At 67.4% G+C, this 21458-nt stretch carries 16 protein-coding genes and 3 rRNA genes; 3 read left to right on the top strand and 16 right to left on the bottom strand.

The annotated features are described in order from the left end of the window. Positions 1-50 precede the first annotated feature (50 nt). The 5 genes from OG413_RS13815 to OG413_RS13795 all read right to left on the bottom strand — a co-directional run bounded on the left by OG413_RS13815 (position 51) and on the right by OG413_RS13795 (position 5509). Positions 51-1721, bottom strand: a complete 1671-nt coding sequence (locus OG413_RS13815; protein WP_266805535.1) for a bifunctional uroporphyrinogen-III C-methyltransferase/uroporphyrinogen-III synthase — start codon at positions 1719-1721, stop codon at positions 51-53. Next, positions 1718-2704 (bottom strand): hydroxymethylbilane synthase, encoded by a 987-nt coding sequence (gene hemC / locus OG413_RS13810; protein ID WP_266805533.1) that lies wholly within the window; start codon positions 2702-2704, stop codon positions 1718-1720. The genes OG413_RS13815 and hemC overlap by 4 nt, the downstream gene beginning before the upstream one ends. Beyond that, complete coding sequence (locus OG413_RS13805) at positions 2701-4194, bottom strand: glutamyl-tRNA reductase (protein WP_266805531.1); 1494 nt, start codon at positions 4192-4194, stop codon at positions 2701-2703. The genes hemC and OG413_RS13805 overlap by 4 nt, the downstream gene beginning before the upstream one ends. Then, positions 4191-4961, bottom strand: a complete 771-nt coding sequence (locus OG413_RS13800; RefSeq protein ID WP_266805529.1) for a redox-sensing transcriptional repressor Rex — start codon at positions 4959-4961, stop codon at positions 4191-4193. The genes OG413_RS13805 and OG413_RS13800 overlap by 4 nt, the downstream gene beginning before the upstream one ends. Positions 4962-5233: 272 nt before the next feature. Beyond that, on the bottom strand, positions 5234-5509 hold the full coding sequence (locus tag OG413_RS13795) for a glutaredoxin family protein (protein WP_266805528.1): 276 nt from the start codon (positions 5507-5509) through the stop codon (positions 5234-5236). Positions 5510-5689: 180 nt separating this feature from the next. On the opposite strand from OG413_RS13795, the gene OG413_RS13790 reads away from it, so the two are divergent. The 3 genes from OG413_RS13790 (at position 5690) to OG413_RS13780 (ending at position 9252) form a co-directional block, all read left to right on the top strand. Next, positions 5690-6658 (top strand): HAD family phosphatase, encoded by a 969-nt coding sequence (locus OG413_RS13790; RefSeq protein WP_266805526.1) that lies wholly within the window; start codon positions 5690-5692, stop codon positions 6656-6658. A 393-nt stretch (positions 6659-7051) separates the two neighbouring features. Continuing rightward, complete coding sequence (locus tag OG413_RS13785) at positions 7052-7828, top strand: ECF subfamily RNA polymerase sigma factor, BldN family (protein ID WP_073725534.1); 777 nt, start codon at positions 7052-7054, stop codon at positions 7826-7828. A gap of 230 nt (positions 7829-8058) precedes the next feature. Beyond that, positions 8059-9252 carry a DUF5667 domain-containing protein gene (locus OG413_RS13780; RefSeq protein ID WP_266805524.1) on the top strand — a complete coding sequence of 398 codons (1194 nt, stop codon included), beginning with the start codon at positions 8059-8061 and terminating at the stop codon, positions 9250-9252. A 62-nt stretch (positions 9253-9314) separates the two neighbouring features. Here OG413_RS13780 and OG413_RS13775 read toward each other — a convergent pair whose 3' ends face one another. The 11 genes from OG413_RS13775 to OG413_RS13725 form a co-directional block, all read right to left on the bottom strand. Next, entirely contained in the window at positions 9315-10370 is a 1056-nt protein-coding gene (locus OG413_RS13775) for a lysophospholipid acyltransferase family protein (RefSeq protein ID WP_266805523.1), read from the bottom strand. A gap of 15 nt (positions 10371-10385) precedes the next feature. Beyond that, the gene (locus OG413_RS13770; RefSeq protein WP_266805521.1) at positions 10386-11507 is read right to left on the bottom strand and encodes an NAD-dependent epimerase/dehydratase family protein; all 1122 of its coding nucleotides are present in this window, start codon (positions 11505-11507) and stop codon (positions 10386-10388) included. Between the two features lie 192 nt (positions 11508-11699). Continuing rightward, on the bottom strand, positions 11700-11798 hold the full coding sequence (locus OG413_RS13765; RefSeq protein ID WP_003948845.1) for an AURKAIP1/COX24 domain-containing protein: 99 nt from the start codon (positions 11796-11798) through the stop codon (positions 11700-11702). A gap of 110 nt (positions 11799-11908) precedes the next feature. Further along, the gene (locus OG413_RS13760) at positions 11909-12121 is read right to left on the bottom strand and encodes a helix-turn-helix domain-containing protein (protein WP_014046653.1); all 213 of its coding nucleotides are present in this window, start codon (positions 12119-12121) and stop codon (positions 11909-11911) included. Between the two features lie 128 nt (positions 12122-12249). Next, positions 12250-13065 carry a phosphatase gene (locus tag OG413_RS13755; RefSeq protein ID WP_266805519.1) on the bottom strand — a complete coding sequence of 272 codons (816 nt, stop codon included), beginning with the start codon at positions 13063-13065 and terminating at the stop codon, positions 12250-12252. A 98-nt stretch (positions 13066-13163) separates the two neighbouring features. Continuing rightward, positions 13164-14336, bottom strand: a complete 1173-nt coding sequence (locus OG413_RS13750; RefSeq protein WP_266805517.1) for an acetoin utilization protein AcuC — start codon at positions 14334-14336, stop codon at positions 13164-13166. Next, a complete protein-coding gene (locus tag OG413_RS13745; RefSeq protein ID WP_266805515.1) occupies positions 14305-15510 on the bottom strand; it encodes an MFS transporter in 1206 nt (401 codons plus the stop codon). Before OG413_RS13745 ends, OG413_RS13750 begins: the two co-directional genes overlap by 32 nt. A 41-nt stretch (positions 15511-15551) precedes the next feature. Further along, positions 15552-16196, bottom strand: coding sequence for an HAD family phosphatase (locus OG413_RS13740; RefSeq protein ID WP_073725520.1), 645 nt, complete (start codon positions 16194-16196; stop codon positions 15552-15554). Between the two features lie 71 nt (positions 16197-16267). Next, a 5S ribosomal RNA gene (gene rrf, locus OG413_RS13735) occupies positions 16268-16384 on the bottom strand. 79 nt (positions 16385-16463) lie between these two features. After that, positions 16464-19588, bottom strand: a 23S ribosomal RNA gene (locus OG413_RS13730). Between the two features lie 305 nt (positions 19589-19893). Further along, a 16S ribosomal RNA gene (locus OG413_RS13725) occupies positions 19894-21419 on the bottom strand. Together the 16S, 23S and 5S rRNA genes form the textbook arrangement of a ribosomal RNA operon. Positions 21420-21458 lie beyond the last annotated feature (39 nt).

The following is a 21458-nucleotide window of genomic DNA, read 5'->3' as shown; positions in this document are numbered from 1 at the left end:
CGGACGGGCCCGGCCACCGAAGCGGCCGGGCCCACAGCGGAATCCGCCGGTCAGGTCGTCGTACGACGGCGCCGCGCGCCCGGACGGCGCTCGCTCGGCCGGGTCACCGGGTCACCGGCCTCCTTCGCCGCGTCCCGGCGCTGCGCGCCGAAGGCGGCGAGCGCCTCGGCGAGCTTGTGCACGGACGGCTCCGGCGACAGGACGTCGACCCGCAGGCCGTGCTCCTCGGCGGTCTTGGCCGTGGCGGGGCCGATACACGCGATGACGGTCAGGTTGTGCGGCTTGCCCGCGATGCCGACCAGGTTGCGCAGCGTCGAGGACGAGGTGAAGAGCACCGCGTCGAAGCCGCCGCCCTTGATGGCCTCACGCGTGTCGGCGGGCGGCGGCGAGGCGCGGACCGTGCGGTACGCGGTGACGTCGTCGACCTCCCAGCCCAGCTCGATGAGGCCGGCCACCAGGGTCTCGGTGGCGATGTCGGCGCGCGGCAGGAAGACGCGGTCGATCGGGTCGAAGACCGGGTCGTAGGGCGGCCAGTCCTCCAGCAGACCGGCGGCGGACTGCTCACCGGACGGCACCAGATCGGGCTTCACACCGAAGTCGATCAGCGCGGCGGCGGTCTGCTCGCCGACGGCCGCGACCTTGATCCCGGCGAAGGCACGGGCGTCGAGCCCGTACTCCTCGAACTTCTCCCGGACGGCCTTCACCGCGTTCACGCTGGTGAAGGCGATCCACTCGTAGCGGCCGGTGACCAGGCCCTTGACCGCGCGCTCCATCTGCTGGGGCGTACGCGGGGGCTCGACGGCGATCGTCGGGACCTCGTGCGGCACGGCACCGTACGAACGCAGCTGGTCGGAGAGCGACGCCGCCTGCTCCTTCGTCCGCGGCACGAGCACCTTCCAGCCGAACAGCGGCTTGGACTCGAACCACGCGAGCTGGTCGCGCTGGGCGGCTGAGCTTCGTTCCCCGACCACGGCTATGACCGACTGGTGCCCGTCCGGCGACGGGAGGACCTTGGCCTGCTTCAGGACCTGGGCGATCGTCCCGAGGGTCGCCGTCCAGGTGCGCTGGCGGGTGGTCGTGCCCGCGACCGTGACGGTCAGCGGGGTGTCGGGCTTGCGGCCCGCGGACACCAGCTCACCGGCGGCGGCCGCGACCGAGTCCAGCGTGGTCGCCACGACGGCCGTCGCGTCGCTCGCGCCGACCTCGCTCCAGCAGCGGTCCGAAGCGGTACGGGCGTCCACGAAGCGCACGTCGGCACCCTGCGCGTCACGCAGCGGCACCCCGGCGTACGCGGGCACACCCACGACGTTCGCGACACCGGGGACGACCTCGAAAGGCACCCCCGCGGCGGCGCAGGCGAGCATCTCGGCGCCCGCGTTGCCGTCGAGACCGGGATCGCCGGTAACAGCACGGACGACCCGCCTGCCACCCTTCGCGGCCTCCATGACAAGATTGGCCGCGTCCCTGAGAACGGGTACTCCGGCGACTGTTGACGCCACGTCAACAACCGTCAGCTCAGGGGTGCTTACGCCTGCCCGCGCATGGCAGCGAACGACGTCGAGCACCTCCGGTTCGGCGACAAGGACGTCCGCGCTCGCGAGCGCCTCGACGGCGCGCAGGGTCAGCAGTCCGGGGTCGCCGGGACCGGCGCCGAGGAAGGTGACGTGTCCCTGTGCGGACAGGACCGGAAAGTCGGATGCGGCGGGGCCGGTGGGGCTCAAAGTGCTCGCTCCCCCATAAGACCGGCCGCACCCTTGGCAAGCATCTCGGACGCGAGTTCGCGACCGAGGGCCGCCGCGTCGTCGTGCGACGTGGGAACGGGACCGGTGGTGGACAGCTGCACCAGCGTGGAACCGTCGGTGGAACCGACGACACCGCGCAGGCGCAGTTCGTTGACAGACTGACCGTCGACCAGGAGGTCGGCCAACGCACCCACAGGTGCGGAGCAGCCGGCCTCCAGGGCGGCGAGCAGGGCACGCTCGGCGGTCACGGCGGCCCGGGTGTACGGGTCGTCGAGCTCGGCGAGCGCGGCGGCGAGGTCCGCGCTGGTCGCAGCGCATTCGATCGCCAGTGCTCCCTGGCCGGGAGCGGGCAGCATGATGTCGACCGACAGGAAGTCGGTCACCTCATCGGTGCGGCCGAGGCGGCTGAGCCCGGCGGCGGCGAGAACCACCGCGTCCAGCTCTCCGCTTCGTACGAAACCGATCCGGGTGTCGACGTTGCCCCGGATCGGCACGGTCTCGATGTCGATGCCGTGGGTCCGGGCGTACGCGTTGAGCTGCGCCATGCGGCGCGGCGAACCGGTGCCGACGCGGGCGCCGGACGGCAGCTGCGCGAAGGTCAGCCCGTCGCGCGCCACCAGGACGTCGCGCGGGTCCTCGCGCAGCGGCACGGCGGCCAGCACGAGGCCCTCGGGCTGTGCGGTCGGCAGGTCCTTGAGCGAGTGGACGGCGAAGTCCACCTCGCCCCGCAGCAGTGCGTCGCGCAGGGCGGCGACGAACACACCGGTCCCGCCGATCTGCGCGAGGTGCTCGCGGGAGGTGTCCCCGTACGTGGTGATCTCGACGAGCTCGACGGCGCGCCCGGTCACCTCGCTGACCGCGTCGGCCACCAGGCCGGACTGCGCCATGGCGAGCTTGCTGCGTCGGGTGCCCAGCCGCAGGGGCGCGGTGCTCTGCGCGCCCGGGGATGAGTTGTCGGTCATGACCGCCCTCTATTCGGGTCGTTCAGGTCTGCCCGGGAGACGGCGGCCACCGTCTGCGGGTCGAGGTCGAAGAGTTCCCGCAGCGCGTCGGCATACCCGGCGCCGCCGGGCTCACTGGCGAGCTGCTTGACCCGCACCGTGGGCGCGTGCAGGAGTTTGTCGACTACGCGGCGCACGGTCTGGGTGATCTCGGCGCGCTGCTTCTCGTTCAGGTCGGGGAGGCGCCCGTCGAGCCGGGCGATCTCACCGGCCACCACATCGGCGGCCATGGTGCGCAGGGCGACCACGGTCGGGGCGACATGGGCGGCGCGCTGAGCGGCGCCGAACGCGGCGACCTCGTCGCCGACGATGGTGCGCACCTGGTCCACATCGGCGGCCATCGGGGCGTCCGCGGACGCCTCGGCGAGCGACTCGATGTCGACGAGGCGCACACCGTCGATGCGGTGGGCCGCTCCGTCGATGTCGCGCGGCATGGCGAGGTCGAGCAGGGCGAGCCGGACGGGGCCGGTGCTCTGCGCGGGCACGAGGGCCCGCGCGGTCCTGGGGGCGGCAGCCGTGGCGGAACCGTTCTCCACCCACGCCGCGTGCTGGTCGAGGTCGCCGGGGGCGGCGGCGGCGGCGGCCGCGGGCGCCTCGACGGCGGCGTCGTAGGGGACGCCGAGCGCTCCGGCGACGGCCTCGGCGGTCAGGACGAGCCCGGTGGCGCCGGTGCAGGAGACCACGACGTCGGCACGTGTCAGTTCGTCCGCGACCACGGCCATCTCGACGGCACGGGCGCGCACACCGGTGCCGTCGGCCTGGTGCAGGATCTCGACGAGCCGGTCGGCGCGGGCCCGGGTCCGGTTGGCGACGACGATCTCGGAGACGCCGGTACGGGCGAGGGTGGCGGCGGCCAGCGAGGACATCGAGCCCGCGCCGATCACCAGGGCGCGCTTGCCGCCGGCCCAGGCGGCGGGGTCGGCGTCACCGGCGAGCTGCTGGAGCCCGAAGGTGACGAGCGACTGCCCGGCCCGGTCGATCCCGGTCTCGCTGTGGGCGCGCTTGCCGACCCGCAGGGCCTGCTGGAAGAGGTCGTTCAGCAGCCGGCCCGCGGTGTGGATCTCCTGGCCCAGCGCGAGCGCGTCCTTGATCTGGCCGAGGATCTGGCCCTCGCCGACCACCATCGAGTCGAGGCCGCAGGCCACCGAGAAGAGGTGGTGGACGGCCCGGTCCTCGTAGTGCACATAGAGATACGGAGTGAGCTCGTCGAGCCCGACCCCGCTGTGCTGGGCGAGCAGGGTGGACAGCTCGGCGACGCCCGCGTGGAACTTGTCCACGTCGGCGTACAGCTCGATGCGGTTGCAGGTGGCCAGCACGGCGGCCTCGGTCGCGGGCTCCGCGGCGAGGGTGTCCTGCAACAGCTTGGTCTGGGTGTCGGCGGCCAGCGAGGCCCGCTCCAGGACGGAGACGGGGGCGCTGCGGTGGCTCAGACCCACGACGAGGAGACTCATGCCGGCATCACGGCGGGCATGTCCCCGTCGGGTCCCTTCCGGCTCACCGGGGTGGCGCGCATCGGCGGCGCCGCCTCGTCGTCGCCCTCGGCGGCCGCGGCGTCCTCACTGGCCTTGCGCTGCTCGTGGAAGGCGAGGATCTGGAGCTCGATGGAGAGGTCGACCTTGCGCACGTCGACGCCGTCGGGCACCGAGAGCACGGTCGGGGCGAAGTTCAGGATGGAGGTCACGCCCGCGGCGACGAGCCGGTCGCAGACCTGCTGGGCGGCGCCGGGCGGCGTGGTGATCACGCCGATGGACACACCGTTGTCGCTGATGATCCGGTCCAGGTCGTCGGTGTGCTGGACGGCGATCCCGGCGACGGGCGTACCGGCCATGGCCGGGTCGGCGTCGATCAGGGCCGCGACCCGGAAACCGCGGGAGGCGAAGCCGCCGTAGTTGGCGAGCGCGGCGCCGAGGTTACCGATACCGACGATGGCGACCGGCCAGTCCTGGGTGAGCCCGAGTTCGCGGGAGATCTGGTACACGAGATACTCGACGTCGTACCCGACACCGCGGGTGCCGTAGGACCCCAGGTAGCTGAAGTCCTTGCGCAGCTTCGCGGAGTTGACCCCCGCGGCCGTGGCGAGCTCCTCGGAGGAGACCGTGGGGACCGATCGCTCGGAGAGCGCGGTCAGTGCGCGCAGATACAGCGGAAGTCGGGCGACGGTGGCCTCGGGAATTCCTCGGCTACGGGTCGCCGGTCGGTGAGTTCGGCCAGTTGCCACGGTGCTCCTGCGGGATGAGCGGGGCTGCAGGCGGCCGTATGTCCCAAGACCGCCCCGTCGAATGCAGGCTATGTCTTTGTGAACGCGTGCACAAAGATGGTGTCCGTTTTGTCCGGTCAAAGTGACCGGGGTCACGCACATTGCCTGCGCGATCCCGGAACCATGGACCGCATCAACCCGTTGCGGGCTCGAAGGGGACAAAGCGGTGCACGCTCCTCATGTCTACGCCCCCGAGACCACCCAAAACGCCCATGATGGTAACCGGGTTTTCGTCAGGCACCCAGTGCGTCCCGCAGCCTCGCCGGGTCCACGCGCCAGAACGTGTGCTGTTCACCATCGATGAGCACCACCGGAATCTGCTCCCAGTACTCCTTGTACAGCGCCTCGTCCTGGGTGATGTCCTTCTCCACCCACGACGCGCCGGTCTCCTCGCAGACCGCCCCCACGACCGCCCTCGCGTCGTCACACAAGTGACAACCGGGCTTCCCCACCAGGGTGATCACCCGCTCGGCGGGCTTCTTCCTCTTACGACGCAGCAAGGCACTCATGCACTCATTCTGCGCCCGCCGGAGCCCGGTCCGGTCCCCCGCGCCGCACGGCCGCCGATCCTGCGGCGGGCCGATGCCGTACGCCCGGAATCACCCGTTTAACGATTCGGCCTCGGAGAGTTCACGTCCGCGCATCCCGGCAGGTCGGGCACGTACGGACGGACTGGTTATGCTCACGGCATGGCCGCTCTTGGATGGCTCACACCTCGTAGGCGTTCCGCCACTGCACGGAGCGTGCTGGCCGGCGAGGCAGCAGCCGAAGCAGCACGCAGGACCTCGCTCGACACCGATGACCCCTCTCTTCTCCCGGAAGCGCCCGACGCGCCGGAAGCCGCGGCATCCGAGGCCGCCGGGGAACCCGCGTTCCCGGTGGCCGGGGACGACCGCGCCGCCGCCTTCTTCGACCTCGACAACACCGTGATGCAGGGCGCCGCGCTCTTCCACTTCGGCCGCGGCCTGTACAAGCGGAAGTTCTTCCAGCGCCGCGAGCTCACCCGGTTCGCCTGGCAGCAGGCGTGGTTCCGGCTGGCGGGCGTCGAGGACCCGGAACACATGCAGGACGCCCGCGACAGCGCCCTGTCCATCGTCAAGGGCCACCGCGTCTCCGAGCTGATGTCCATCGGCGAGGAGATCTACGACGAGTACATGGCCGACCGCATCTGGCCCGGCACCCGCGCCCTCGCCCAGGCCCACCTCGACGCCGGACAGAAGGTCTGGCTCGTCACGGCCGCCCCGGTCGAGACCGCCACGATCATCGCCCGTCGCCTCGGCCTGACCGGCGCCCTGGGCACCGTCGCCGAATCCGTCGACGGCGTCTACACCGGCCGCCTCGTCGGCGAACCGCTGCACGGCCCCGCCAAGGCCGAAGCGGTACGCGCCCTGGCGGCGGCCGAGGGCCTCGACCTGGACCGCTGCGCGGCGTACAGCGACTCGCACAACGACATCCCGATGCTCTCCCTGGTCGGCCACCCCTACGCGATCAACCCGGACACCAAGCTCCGCAAGCACGCCCGCGCCCTGGACTGGCGGCTGCGCGACTACCGCACCGGGCGCAAGGCCGCCAAGGTCGGCATCCCCGCCGCCGCGGGCGTGGGCGCCCTGGCCGGCGGCACCGTCGCGGCGGTCGCGCTGCACCGCCGCCGCCGCTGATCGCACGCGTGAGCACACCCGCGAGCGCGCCCGCGGCCCCGGCGCCCGTCCCGCGGGCCCCGGGCCACGCCCGGGGCCGCAGGTCCGATCGGAAGCGGATGAACACGCACCGCGACCACCCCTCCGGCCAGTCGGATTACCGACGCCCGACCACAACCTGTCGCGCCCGTAGGCAGATCACGAAGTAATCCGATCAATAACCGGTCACGATGTGCTACTTGATACGTCGCTAAACAGTAAGAGAAGCGACGTAATCGATGATTTGAGCAACTCGGTGTAGCGCCGCCTGTACGAAGCGTTATTCTCCTCAGACGCATACCGGAGCCGTCACCCGCTACGACGTGTGACGGTATTCGAACTGCTCGTGATGGAAGCTCTGCCTCTGGGAGTCCCGTGTACCCACACGTCGGGGTTGACGCCTCGGGCCTGGCTACGCTGCGTGCAACGGTCATTGACCGCTTGCGCGGCTTCGTCCCCACCGCGTACGCCGTCCCCGCCTTTGCCACCCCTGCACCTGCCGGCCCCTGCTACGCCCTGGCCGAACGCGGTGCGGCGGTCGGAAGACGCAGCAACCGCGGCGCCACGACCACGTCAACCGTTCGCCGGCCCACCGCCGACAGCGACAGCGCGCGCATGATGGATCTCGTCGAGCGCGCACAGGCCGGTGAGGCGGATGCCTTCGGCCGCCTATACGACCAGTACAGCGACACCGTGTACCGGTACATCTACTACCGCGTGGGCGGCAAGGCGACCGCGGAGGACCTCACCAGTGAGACCTTCCTCCGCGCGCTGCGCCGTATCTCCACGTTCACCTGGCAGGGCCGCGACTTCGGCGCCTGGCTGGTCACCATCGCTCGAAACCTGGTCGCCGACCACTTCAAATCCAGTCGATTCCGACTGGAAGTGACCACCGGCGAAATGCTCGACGCCAACGAGGTCGAGCGCAGCCCCGAGGACTCCGTCCTGGAGTCCCTCTCCAACGCCGCACTGCTCCAAGCCGTGCGCCGACTCAACCCACAGCAGCAGGAGTGCGTCACGCTGCGGTTCCTCCAGGGCCTCTCGGTCGCCGAGACCGCCCGCGTGATGGGCAAGAACGAGGGCGCGATCAAGACCCTCCAGTACCGGGCCGTACGCACACTGGCCCGGCTCCTCCCCGACGACGCCCGCTGATCCCACAACCGGGCAAAAAAATCACCTTCGGCAACCAATCCGTCACACACTGGTCCGATCATCCTTCGTGCGTAACCCAAGTGCCGAACAGCTCGTTGTGCCGGTCGAAGGCCCCCTGTCGTCACCCCCTGTCCGTTACCACTCACTCAATCGTGTGGAAACGCTCAAGGTGTGCAACCTTCCGGATCCCCAGGGGAGTCGACCGTCCATGACGAGAGGAGGTGCCGCCAGTGATCGCAAACGTTTCGGCACACCGGCGGGCGAACGCCTTCGCCCAGGCCCTGGAGGAGCAGACGCCCCAGGGTGCGGCGGCCGTACAGCCCGAGGAACCGGCCGAACAGGCCGACCACGGAAAGCTGTTGGCCCTGGCGAACGGCCTCGGTGAGCTACCGAAGCCACAGTTGGATCCCGAGGTCAAAGTGGTGCAACGAGCCCAGCTCGTCGCTGCCATGGAGACCATGTTCGCCGAGGGTGGCGCGTCCACGGCCCCTCCGGTACCCGAACAGCGGAACAGGGGGGCCCACCGGGCCTCCTCGCTCCGGAAGTTGCGCCCCCGCTCACGCTGGGCGAAGGGCCTCACCGCCGGTGGGCTCACCGTCGGTGTGGCCGCGGGCGCTTTCGGCGGAGTGGCCGCCGCCAGCTCCGACGCCCTGCCCGGTGATTCCCTCTACGGCCTCAAACGAGGCATGGAGGACATCAACCGCGGCATGGCCGACGGCGACGCGGACCGCGGCGAGGTCTACCTCGACCAGGCGTCGACCCGGCTCAGCGAGGCCCGCCGCCTGATGGAGCGGGCACGCTCGGGCGAGATGGACCACGAATCGCTCGGTGAGGTCAGGCGCGCCCTCAACGGCATGTCGCACGACGCCTCCGAGGGCCACCGGCTGCTCCACTCCGCCTATCAGCGGGACGGCACCATCGGCCCGATCCAGACCCTGGACTCCTTCTCCCGCTCGCACCGCGAGAGCTGGAGCAGCCTTCGCGACCGGCTGCCCGTGCAGCTGACCGACGTCGGCGAAAAGGTCAGCTCGGTCTTCGAAGCCATGGACGAGGAAGTCGCACCGCTCCAGTCCCTGTTCCCCCGTACTCCGGGAAAGGGCGGCGACACCGCGCGTTCCGGCTCCCCCGGACAGTCCCGCGATGCCATCCGGCCCCAGCGACCGGCACCCTCGCCCCCCGCGGCCTCCGAAGGCCGCGGCGGCGACACCACGTCACCGAAACCCTCCGGCTCCGGCGACGCCTCCGCAGAGGGCCTGCTCGGCGGCGGTACGGGCGGTCTGCTGGACAACCTCCCCACGGACGGCACCCTCCCGTCCCCCGACGACAAGGCCAGCACGTCCCCCGCACCGGACGTGACCCTGCCACCCCTGCTCCCGGGCCTGCTCCCGGGCCTGGGAATCGACGGCGAGAGCCTGAAGCCGTAAGGCAGCACGGGAGGGGGGGCCGGTCACTCGGATCGAGTGACCGGCCCCCCCCTCCCCGCGCGTCAGAAGAAGACCGACCGCCGCTGCACCAGCAGCTTGTACAGCGTGTGCTGGATCTGCTCCCGCACCTGGTCCGTCAGGTTGAACATCAGCATCGGGTCCTCCGCCGCCTCCGGCGGATACCCGTCCGTGGGAATCGGCTCCCCGAACTGGATCGTCCACTTCGTCGGCAACGGCACCGCCCCCAACGGCCCCAGCCACGGGAACGTCGGCGTGATCGGGAAGTACGGGAACCCCAGCAGCCGCGCCAGGGTCTTCGCGTTGCCGATCATCGGGTAGATCTCCTCCGCGCCCACGATCGAGCACGGCACGATCGGCACGCCGGCCCGCAGCGCCGTCGACACGAAACCGCCCCGCCCGAAGCGCTGGAGCTTGTACCGGTCGCCGAACGGCTTGCCGATGCCCTTGAAGCCCTCCGGCATCACCCCGACGATCTCGCCGCGCTCCAGCAGCCGCTGCGCGTCCTCCGCGCAGGCCAGCGTGTGACCGGCCTTCCGCGCGAGCTCGTTGACGACCGGCAGATGGAAGACCAGATCGGCGGCCAGCAGCCGCAGATGCCGCTCGGCCGGATGGTTGTCGTGCACCGCGACCTGGAGCATCAGCCCGTCCAGCGGCAACGTCCCGGAGTGGTTGGACACGATGAGCGCCCCGCCGTCGGACGGGATGTTCTCGATGCCCTTCACCTCGACCCGGAAGTACTTGTCCGCGATCGGCCGGAGCATCGACATCAGGACCTGGTCGGTGAGCTCCTTGTCGTAACCGAACTCGTCGACCTCGTAGTCCCCGGTGACCCGGCGCCGCAGGAAGGCGAGACCGCCCGCGATCCGCCGGTCCCAGCCATCACGCTCCAGGCCCTCCTGAGCCCCCTGTGACTCCTGGGGCGGCTCGGCCGCGGATTCGGGGACCTGCCCGCCCGGCAGCGCGCTCACGGGCGCAGTGGAGCCCTCGCCCTGCCCGGTCGCGCCGCTGCCCGCCCCGGTCCGGCGACGTGCCGAACGCGGTGCGCCACCGGACCGCGAACGGTCGTCGTCGAACGGAATGACCTTGGCATCCGCCATCGTCGGTGCGCTCCTCTACCTGGCGCCGTGAGTCGTCTGTACCGCACCGGCCCCGTCACCCGAAGGCCCGGCACCGCTCCCGCCACCCGCCGGCCCGCCACCGGAACCGCCCGGCAACGGCAGCGCCGACAGCCGGTCCACCGCCCTGCCCACCACGTCGGGCGGCAGCAGTCCCGGTCCCCGGCCCCGCGCGAATTCCGCGAAGGTCTCCGCCGTGCTGAACCTCGGCCGGAAACCCAGCGTCTCGCGCATCTGCACGGTGGAGACCACCCTGCCATGGGTGAGCAGCCGGATCTGTTCCGACGAGAAGTCGGTCATGCCGATCGTACGGAGGGCCGAGCCGACCCAGGTGACGGCGGGCAGCAGCACCGGCAGGGTCGGCCGCCCCAGCCTCCGCGAGCACTGCGAGAGCAGCAGCACCCCGTCGCCCGCGATGTTGAACGTCCCGCTGTTCAGCGTCCCTCGCCGGGGCTCGCGCGAGGCAATCCCCAGGACGTCGATGACATCGTCCTCGTGCACGAACTGGAGCCGCGGGTCGTACCCGAAGACCGTCGGCAGGACGGGCAGCGACAGATAGTCGGCGAGCGGCGAATCCGGATGGGGCCCCAGGATGTTCGCGAACCGCAGGACGCACACCGCGACGTCGGGCCGGCGCCGCGCGAAGCCCCGTACGTACCCCTCGACCTCCACCGCGTCCTTGGCGAAGCCGCCGCTGGGCAGGGACTTGGGCGGCGTGGTCTCGGTGAACACCGCCGGGTCGCGGGGGGCGGCGCCGTACACACTCGTACTGGACTTGATCACGAGCCGTTGGACGGTCGGCGACTTCTGGCACGCACCGAGCAGCTGCATGGTGCCGATGACGTTGTTCTCCTTGACCGCCGTCCGGCCGCCCGCCCCGAGCGCCTTGCCGGAGACGTCCAGATGGACGACCGTGTCGACGGAGTGCTGGGCGAGGACCCTGGCGATCGCGGGCTGCCGGATGTCCGCGCGGACGAATTCGGCGTCGCCCAGCCGATGCTCGGGCGTGACCGCGTCGACGGCGATCACCCGGTCCACACCGGGTTCGCGCTGGACGCGCCGCACGAAGCGGCCTCCCAGCTGCCGGGCCACTCCGGTGACGAGCACGACCTTGCCCAAGATCAGCGCCTTCCGTCGGTCGTGAGAGCGGGTCCCGCGCGAAGCGCGGGAATCCCCTGGCCGTCACCGTAGCCGGTGGATGTTGCCCTGTGACGACCCCATGGCGGGCTTGACGCGGGCTTGCCCGAAAAAAGCACCGCAGCCCTCCCGCCAGGACGGCGGGAGGGCTGCGGATTCACGAACTGCGTTCGCTTACTTCTTGTTGCGACGCTGAACGCGCGTGCGCTTGAGCAGCTTGCGGTGCTTCTTCTTGGCCATCCGCTTGCGCCGCTTCTTAATAACAGAGCCCACGACTACCCTCGCTCACTTCATCTTCACTGGTGCGGGGCGTCTGGGCCCACACGACCTACGTCGGCCTAGCCTACCCGCCACTGAGTGAGGGACGTAATCCGAGGGCGATGTCAGGCCGACTCCACCCCCACAAAGGACTCGCGGAGATACTCGTGAACCGCTTGCTCCGGCACCCGGAAGGACCTTCCCACCCGGATCGCCGGCAGATGACCGCTGTGCACCAAGCGGTACACGGTCATCTTCGACACTCGCATGACCGAGGCGACTTCCGCCACGGTCAGAAACTTGACCTCGTTCAGAGGCCTCTCGCTGCCAGCAGCCATGACCCACCTGTACCTTCCGCATGCGACGCGCACCGGCTTCCCCTCCGGTGACTCTTCGTCGTTGTGCGCTCACTGCCCAGATTAGGGGCGGGTGATGCGAGTGGGGAAGAGGAGAGGCGATCGGCCGCCTACTGTGACAGACACGCCCGATTGAGCACATAGCGAGTAAGCGGGCGGTAGTAGTCCGACTGCACGCCGTCATCAAGCGGAACCGCGACGGACACCCGCCCCTCGGCCTCCCCGACGAACAGCGCGGGATCGTCCGTATCCGCCAGCCCGATGGCCTCGATGCCCAGCTGACCTGCACCGCAGACCCAGCCGTGGTCCCCGATCACCAGCGCGGGCAGCACCCCGAACTGCTGCGCCGCCGCCGCCAGCGCGACCCGAACCGGCAGCGGCGAGTGGCTGTGCACGCCGGTCCCACCACCGGGGGCTCGCACGCCGGGTTCGCGCATCAGAGCGACGCGTCGTACGTAGTCGAGGTTGTACGTGCGTACGCCGAACCGGGTCGTTATGTCGACAGATCGCCCCTGCGCGGGGGTGAGTACGTGACACCCGGCCGCCGACAAGGCGTCTGCCAGCTCGGCGTAGAACCCGATCAGCCGGTGCGGATGACCGGTCCCGAACAGCACCGGCGCCCGCCTGGCCGCCACACCGGCGAGCCGCTCGGCGAACGCGGCCAGACCGGCCAGCGTCCGTTCCGGATCGATCACATCCTGACCGGAAACGTGCGCGGGATCGTCCGAGACCCCGCACTTGTCGGCCATCAGCCGCAACAGATCCCGCTCGCCCCAGGCCCACTCCGGATCGAGGCCGAGCGTCGCCCGCGGGTCTCGCGCGGCGAAGAGCCGATAACTCCGCAGGCTGTTCTCCCGCGAGGTGGCCACGGGCCCGGCCAGCCGGGCCGCCAGCAGATGAGCGCGCAGCGCTCCGGTGCTCAACACCCTTGCGATGCTCCCGCACGGCGGCCGGCCGGGGGCCGGAACCCTGACGACGCCCCACCGTTGGCGTAACGCACGGCCCCCACCGCGCCCGGGGCCCCTCAGGTCAGCAGCCCCCGCAGCGGAAACGCCGCCCGCCGGGTCGCCAGCACCGCCTGGTCCAGCCGGTCCGCCGGATCGTACCCGGCCTCCCACGGCTGCCAGGACGGCGTACGCCCATCCGTCATCCGGGCCGGACCCAACTGCCGCGTCCGGGCGTGGACCTCGTCCCGCCACGACGCCGGAATCACCGACTCCGGGTCCACCGGCGCATGCGCGGCGATCCCCACCAGATGGGTCCAGGACCGCGGCACCACATCGACGACCGCGTACCCGCCGCCGCCCAGCGCCACCCAGCGCCCGCCGTCCACGTACTCGTGCGCGAGATCGTGGCAGGACGCCATCACGGCCCGCTGCGCGTCCAGCGACACCGCGAGATGGGCCAGTGGATCCTCGAAGTGCGTATCGGCCCCGTGCTGCGTCACCAGCACCTGCGGCCGGAAGTCCGCCACCAGCTCGGGCACCACCGAGTGGAACGCCCGCAGCCAACCGGCGTCCCCCGTACCCGCGGGCAGCGCCACATTCACCGCACTGCCCTCACCCGCCCCGGAGCCGGTCTCCTCCGGCCACCCGGTCTGCGGAAACAGCGTGCGCGGGTGCTCGTGCACCGACACGGTCAGCACCCGCGGGTCCTCCCAGAAGGCGGCCTGCACACCGTCGCCGTGATGGACGTCCACATCGATGTACGCGACCCGCTCCGCGCCCAGCTCCAGCAGCCGGGCGATGGCGAGCGCCGGGTCGTTGTAGATACAGAACCCCGCGGCCGCGCCGGGCATGGCGTGATGCAGCCCCCCGGTGAAGTTCACCGCGTGCCGGGTCTCCCCCCGCCACACGGCCTCCGCCGCTCCCACCGACAGCCCGGCGATCAGCGCGGACGCCTCGTGCATCCCGGAAAAGGCCGGGTCGTCCACGGTGCCGAGCCCGTACGCCTGATCCGCGGACCGGGGGTCCGCGGACGCGGCCCGTACCGCCGCCACGTAGTCCGCCCGGTGCACCAGCCGCAGCGTGGAGTCCCCGGCGGCCTTCGCCGCCCGTACGTCCACTGCCCCGTCGAGCCCGAACGCCCGCACCAGCCCCATCGTCAGGGCGAGCCGGACCGGGTCCATCGGATGGCTGTCCCCGAAGTCGTATCCCGTTACTGCGTCATCCCACATCAGCTGTGCGCGGCCGCTCATGCCCGCCACCGTATCGGGCGGGTTCCGGCCCGAACGACCGGGCGTACACGAGGGTCGCGAGCACCAGCACCATCGGTACGAGCATCGCGCCCCGGTAGCTCCAGGCGTCCCCGAGCGCCCCCACGAGCGGTGAACCGACCAGGAACCCCACGTAGTTGAAGATGTTCAGCCGGGCGATGGCCACATCGCTGGCCCCGGGGAACATCCGCCCGGCCGCCGCAAAGGTCTGCGGCACGATCACACAGAGCCCGAGCCCCAGCATCGTGAACCCGAGCATCCCCGCCCACGCCCCCGGCGCCACCGCCACCACCCCGAACCCGGCCGCCGCCAGCACGCTCCCGCCCCGCACCACGGCCACCGCCCCGAGCCGCCGCACCCCGATGTCCCCGACGGCCCGCCCCAGCAGCGTCGTCACCATGTAGACGTTGTACGGAACCGTCGACATCTGCTCCGAACTGCCCAGCACGTCCTGGAGATACTTGGCACTCCAGTTGGAGACGGTCGAGTCCCCGATGTACGCGAAGCTCATCACGAGACACAGCGGCAGCAGCAGCTTGAACGGGACGGACACCCCACCGGCTCCGGCCACCGCGGCATCCGGCCCCTGTGGCCCCTTCCCCTCCGTGTACCAGCGGCTGCCGATGAAAGCGGCGGGCAGCAGCACCACCACGGCGGGCAGGTAGGACACGAGCAACGACAGATCCCAGTGCGCCCCGGCCCAGGCCATCGACGCCCCCGCGATCCCACCGAGGCTGTACACGGCGTGGAACCCGAGCATGATGCTGCGCCCGTACGCCCGCTGAAGGCTGACGCCCATCATGTTCATCGAGGCGTCCAGCGCTCCCACCGCCAGCCCGAAGACCCCCAGCGCGAGAGCCACGTGCCATACCTCGCCCCCGCCGCCCACCCCGAGCAGGGCCAGCAGCACGACGGGCTGCGCCCACCTCAGTACGGTCCCGGGCCGCACCCGCGCGACCACCTTCTCGGTGACCACGCTGCCCACCCCCGCCAGGATCGGCACGGCGGCCAGGAAGACGGGCAGCAGCCCGTCGGATATCCCGTACTGGTCCTGGATGGCGGGGATACGCGTCACGAGCAGGGCAAAGGTCACCCCTTGCACAAGGAAGCTCAACGCCAAGGAGGCCCGACCGTGCCGCAACCGCGCATCTGTCATGGCGGGAGCGTAGGGCCAGGATCTACCCATGGGTAGATGGATCAGGCAAGCAATTCCGGCAGCTGAGCCATCTCGGAGAAGTAGCCGGTCACACCGGTCAGCCGGTCCGCCGGCATCATCGACGTAAACCCGTACACATCCATCCCGGCGGCACGGGCGGCCTCGACGCCGAGCGGGCTGTCCTCGATCACGACGCACCGCTCCGGGGCGACCCCCATCCGTTCCGCGGCGTACAGGAACAGATCCGGCGCCGGCTTTCCCCGCCCGACATCCTCCGAGCTGAAGATCCACTCCTCCTCGAACCACTGGTCGAGCCCGGCCGCCCGGTGTCCGACCCTGATCCGTTCGTGGCTGCTGGACGACGCGACGCAGTAGTCCACCCCGTCGGCGACCAGCGTCCCCAGCAGTTCCTGCACCCCGTCCACCGCCACCAGCTCCCGCCGGAACGCGGCGAAGACCCGCGCGTGCAGCGTCTCGTCGAAGTCCGCGGGCAGCTTCTCCCCGGTCCTCTCGGCGACGAGGTCGTGCACGCGGTGCACGGCGGCCCCCATGTAGTCGCGGAGCGACTCCTCGTAGGAGGTGGGGTGACCGAGTTCGGTGAGGTAGCCGGCGAGGATGGTGTTGGAGATCGGCTCACTGTCGACGAGCACACCATCGTTGTCGAAGATGACCAGTTCGTAGCGCATGGTTCGACCCTAGACGTTCAGAACGCAGAAAAGCCCCGTGCCACAAGGCACGGGGCTTTCCCGGAAAAATTGTTCGGCGGCGTCCTACTCTCCCACAGGGTCCCCCCTGCAGTACCATCGGCGCTGAAAGGCTTAGCTTCCGGGTTCGGAATGTAACCGGGCGTTTCCCTAACGCAATGACCACCGAAACACTATGAAATTAACCAACACCGGAACACAACACGGCCGTTCGTTATTTCAGAACTAACACAGTGGACGCGAGCAACTGAGGACAAGCCCTCGGCCTATTAGTACCAGTCAGCTCCACCCGTTACCGGGCTTCCACATCTGGCCTATCAACCCAGTCGTCTACTGGGAGCCTTAACCCCTCAAGAGGGTGGGAATACTCATCTCGAAGCAGGCTTCCCGCTTAGATGCTTTCAGCGGTTATCCTTTCCGAACGTAGCCAACCAGCCATGCCCTTGGCAGGACAACTGGCACACCAGAGGTTCGTCCGTCCCGGTCCTCTCGTACTAGGGACAGCCCTTCTCAATATTCCTACGCGCACAGCGGATAGGGACCGAACTGTCTCACGACGTTCTAAACCCAGCTCGCGTACCGCTTTAATGGGCGAACAGCCCAACCCTTGGGACCGACTCCAGCCCCAGGATGCGACGAGCCGACATCGAGGTGCCAAACCATCCCGTCGATATGGACTCTTGGGGAAGATCAGCCTGTTATCCCCGGGGTACCTTTTATCCGTTGAGCGACAGCGCTTCCACAAGCCACTGCCGGATCACTAGTCCCGACTTTCGTCCCTGCTCGACCCGTCGGTCTCACAGTCAAGCTCCCTTGTGCACTTACACTCAACACCTGATTGCCAACCAGGCTGAGGGAACCTTTGGGCGCCTCCGTTACTCTTTAGGAGGCAACCGCCCCAGTTAAACTACCCATCAGACACTGTCCCTGATCCGGATCACGGACCCAGGTTAGACATCCAGCACGACCAGAGTGGTATTTCAACGACGACTCCACAACCACTGGCGTGGCCGCTTCAAAGTCTCCCACCTATCCTACACAAGCCGAACCGAACACCAATATCAAACTATAGTAAAGGTCCCGGGGTCTTTCCGTCCTGCTGCGCGAAACGAGCATCTTTACTCGTAGTGCAATTTCACCGGGCCTATGGTTGAGACAGTCGAGAAGTCGTTACGCCATTCGTGCAGGTCGGAACTTACCCGACAAGGAATTTCGCTACCTTAGGATGGTTATAGTTACCACCGCCGTTTACTGGCGCTTAAGTTCTCAGCTTCGCACACCCGAAAGTGCACTAACCGGTCCCCTTAACGTTCCAGCACCGGGCAGGCGTCAGTCCGTATACATCGCCTTACGGCTTCGCACGGACCTGTGTTTTTAGTAAACAGTCGCTTCTCGCTGGTCTCTGCGGCCACCCCCAGCTCAGGAAGCAAGTTCCCTCACCGGTGATGGCCCCCTTCTCCCGAAGTTACGGGGGCATTTTGCCGAGTTCCTTAACCATAGTTCACCCGAACGCCTCGGTATTCTCTACCTGACTACCTGAGTCGGTTTAGGGTACGGGCCGCCATGAAACTCGCTAGAGGCTTTTCTCGACAGCATAGGATCATCCACTTCACCACAATCGGCTCGGCATCAGGTCTCACCCTTATATGTGTGACGGATTTACCTACCACACGGGCTACACCCTTACCCCGGGACTACCACCGCCCGGGCTGGACTACCTTCCTGCGTCACCCCATCGCTTACCTACTACAAGTCTGGTTCATCGGCTCCACCACTACCCTCAACTCCGAAGAGATCGGGCCGGCTTCACGGACTTAGCATCGCCTGATTCAGTACTGGGCGTTTCAAAGCGGGTACCGGAATATCAACCGGTTGTCCATCGACTACGCCTGTCGGCCTCGCCTTAGGTCCCGACTTACCCTGGGCAGATCAGCTTGACCCAGGAACCCTTAGTCAATCGGCGCACACGTTTCTCACGTGTGTATCGCTACTCATGCCTGCATTCTCACTCGTGAACCGTCCACAACTCGCTTCCGCGGCTGCTTCACCCGGCACACGACGCTCCCCTACCCATCCGTACTCCCGTTGGGGATATATGTACGAATGACACGACTTCGGCGGTACGCTTGAGCCCCGCTACATTGTCGGCGCGGAATCACTTGACCAGTGAGCTATTACGCACTCTTTCAAGGGTGGCTGCTTCTAAGCCAACCTCCTGGTTGTCTCTGCGACTCCACATCCTTTCCCACTTAGCGTACGCTTAGGGGCCTTAGTCGATGCTCTGGGCTGTTTCCCTCTCGACCATGGAGCTTATCCCCCACAGTCTCACTGCCGTGCTCTCACTTACCGGCATTCGGAGTTTGGCTAAGGTCAGTAACCCGGTAGGGCCCATCGCCTATCCAGTGCTCTACCTCCGGCAAGAAACACACGACGCTGCACCTAAATGCATTTCGGGGAGAACCAGCTATCACGGAGTTTGATTGGCCTTTCACCCCTAACCACAGGTCATCCCCCAGGTTTTCAACCCTGGTGGGTTCGGTCCTCCACGAAGTCTTACCTCCGCTTCAACCTGCCCATGGCTAGATCACTCCGCTTCGGGTCTTGAGCGCGCTACTAAACCGCCCTATTCGGACTCGCTTTCGCTACGGCTTCCCCACACGGGTTAACCTCGCAACACACCGCAAACTCGCAGGCTCATTCTTCAAAAGGCACGCAGTCACGACTGCATGTGCAAGCACACACAGCGACGCTCCCACGGCTTGTAGGCACACGGTTTCAGGTACTATTTCACTCCGCTCCCGCGGTACTTTTCACCATTCCCTCACGGTACTATCCGCTATCGGTCACCAGGGAATATTTAGGCTTAGCGGGTGGTCCCGCCAGATTCACACGGGATTTCTCGGGCCCCGTGCTACTTGGGTGTCTCTTAAACGAGCCGTTAATGTTTCAGCTACGGGGGTCTTACCCTCTACGCCGGACCTTTCGCATGTCCTTCGCCTACATCAACGGTTTCTGACTCGTCTCACAGCCGGCAGACCATGAAAAAGAGATCCCACAACCCCGAATGCGCAACCCCTGCCGGGTATCACACGCATACGGTTTGGCCTCATCCAGTTTCGCTCGCCACTACTCCCGGAATCACGGTTGTTTTCTCTTCCTGAGGGTACTGAGATGTTTCACTTCCCCTCGTTCCCTCCACACTGCCTATGTGTTCAGCAGCGGGTGACAGCCCATGACGGCTGCCGGGTTTCCCCATTCGGAAACCCCCGGATCAAAGCTTGGTTGACAGCTCCCCGGGGACTATCGTGGCCTCCCACGTCCTTCATCGGTTCCTGGTGCCAAGGCATCCACCGTGCGCCCTTAAAAACTTGGCCACAGATGCTCGCGTCCACTGTGCAGTTCTCAAACAACGACCAGCCACCCATCACCCCGTCATATACGACGAGTTCACTGGGGCCGGCAACCGAAGGACAGACTCAAACGAGTCCGTACCCTCAGATACCCAACAGCGTGCCCGACCCGACCGACCATTCCCCACGTTCCACGCCGAAGCAGTACTAGTGAAAAACAACCTGTCGTGCCGAGTAGTCAACGTTCCACCCATGAGCAACCAGCACCGAACATTCGCCGGTGTACTGGCCTCTGACCAAACCGAAGCCTGGTAAGAAGTGCTCCTTAGAAAGGAGGTGATCCAGCCGCACCTTCCGGTACGGCTACCTTGTTACGACTTCGTCCCAATCGCCAGTCCCACCTTCGACAGCTCCCTCCCACAAGGGGTTGGGCCACCGGCTTCGGGTGTTACCGACTTTCGTGACGTGACGGGCGGTGTGTACAAGGCCCGGGAACGTATTCACCGCAGCAATGCTGATCTGCGATTACTAGCAACTCCGACTTCATGGGGTCGAGTTGCAGACCCCAATCCGAACTGAGACCGGCTTTTTGAGATTCGCTCCGCCTCGCGGCATCGCAGCTCATTGTACCGGCCATTGTAGCACGTGTGCAGCCCAAGACATAAGGGGCATGATGACTTGACGTCGTCCCCACCTTCCTCCGAGTTGACCCCGGCAGTCTCCTGTGAGTCCCCATCACCCCGAAGGGCATGCTGGCAACACAGAACAAGGGTTGCGCTCGTTGCGGGACTTAACCCAACATCTCACGACACGAGCTGACGACAGCCATGCACCACCTGTATACCGACCACAAGGGGGGCACCATCTCTGATGCTTTCCGGTATATGTCAAGCCTTGGTAAGGTTCTTCGCGTTGCGTCGAATTAAGCCACATGCTCCGCTGCTTGTGCGGGCCCCCGTCAATTCCTTTGAGTTTTAGCCTTGCGGCCGTACTCCCCAGGCGGGGAACTTAATGCGTTAGCTGCGGCACCGACGACGTGGAATGTCGCCAACACCTAGTTCCCAACGTTTACGGCGTGGACTACCAGGGTATCTAATCCTGTTCGCTCCCCACGCTTTCGCTCCTCAGCGTCAGTAATGGCCCAGAGATCCGCCTTCGCCACCGGTGTTCCTCCTGATATCTGCGCATTTCACCGCTACACCAGGAATTCCGATCTCCCCTACCACACTCTAGCTAGCCCGTATCGAATGCAGACCCGGGGTTAAGCCCCGGGCTTTCACATCCGACGTGACAAGCCGCCTACGAGCTCTTTACGCCCAATAATTCCGGACAACGCTTGCGCCCTACGTATTACCGCGGCTGCTGGCACGTAGTTAGCCGGCGCTTCTTCTGCAGGTACCGTCACTCTCGCTTCTTCCCTGCTGAAAGAGGTTTACAACCCGAAGGCCGTCATCCCTCACGCGGCGTCGCTGCATCAGGCTTTCGCCCATTGTGCAATATTCCCCACTGCTGCCTCCCGTAGGAGTCTGGGCCGTGTCTCAGTCCCAGTGTGGCCGGTCGCCCTCTCAGGCCGGCTACCCGTCGTCGCCTTGGTAGGCCATTACCCCACCAACAAGCTGATAGGCCGCGGGCTCATCCTTCACCGCCGGAGCTTTTAACCCCCACCCATGCAGGCAGAAGTATTATCCGGTATTAGACCCCGTTTCCAGGGCTTGTCCCAGAGTGAAGGGCAGATTGCCCACGTGTTACTCACCCGTTCGCCACTAATCCACCCCGAAGGGCTTCATCGTTCGACTTGCATGTGTTAAGCACGCCGCCAGCGTTCGTCCTGAGCCAGGATCAAACTCTCCGTGAATGTTTTCCCGTAATCGGGACACACATCACGAGAGCGGAA

Origin of the sequence: Streptomyces sp. NBC_01433, from assembly GCF_026340105.1 — a bacterium.
In the GTDB taxonomy this organism is placed as follows: domain Bacteria; phylum Actinomycetota; class Actinomycetes; order Streptomycetales; family Streptomycetaceae; genus Streptomyces.
Note: the sequence above shows the minus strand (reverse complement) of the source record. Positions and strands in the feature narration are given on the sequence as shown.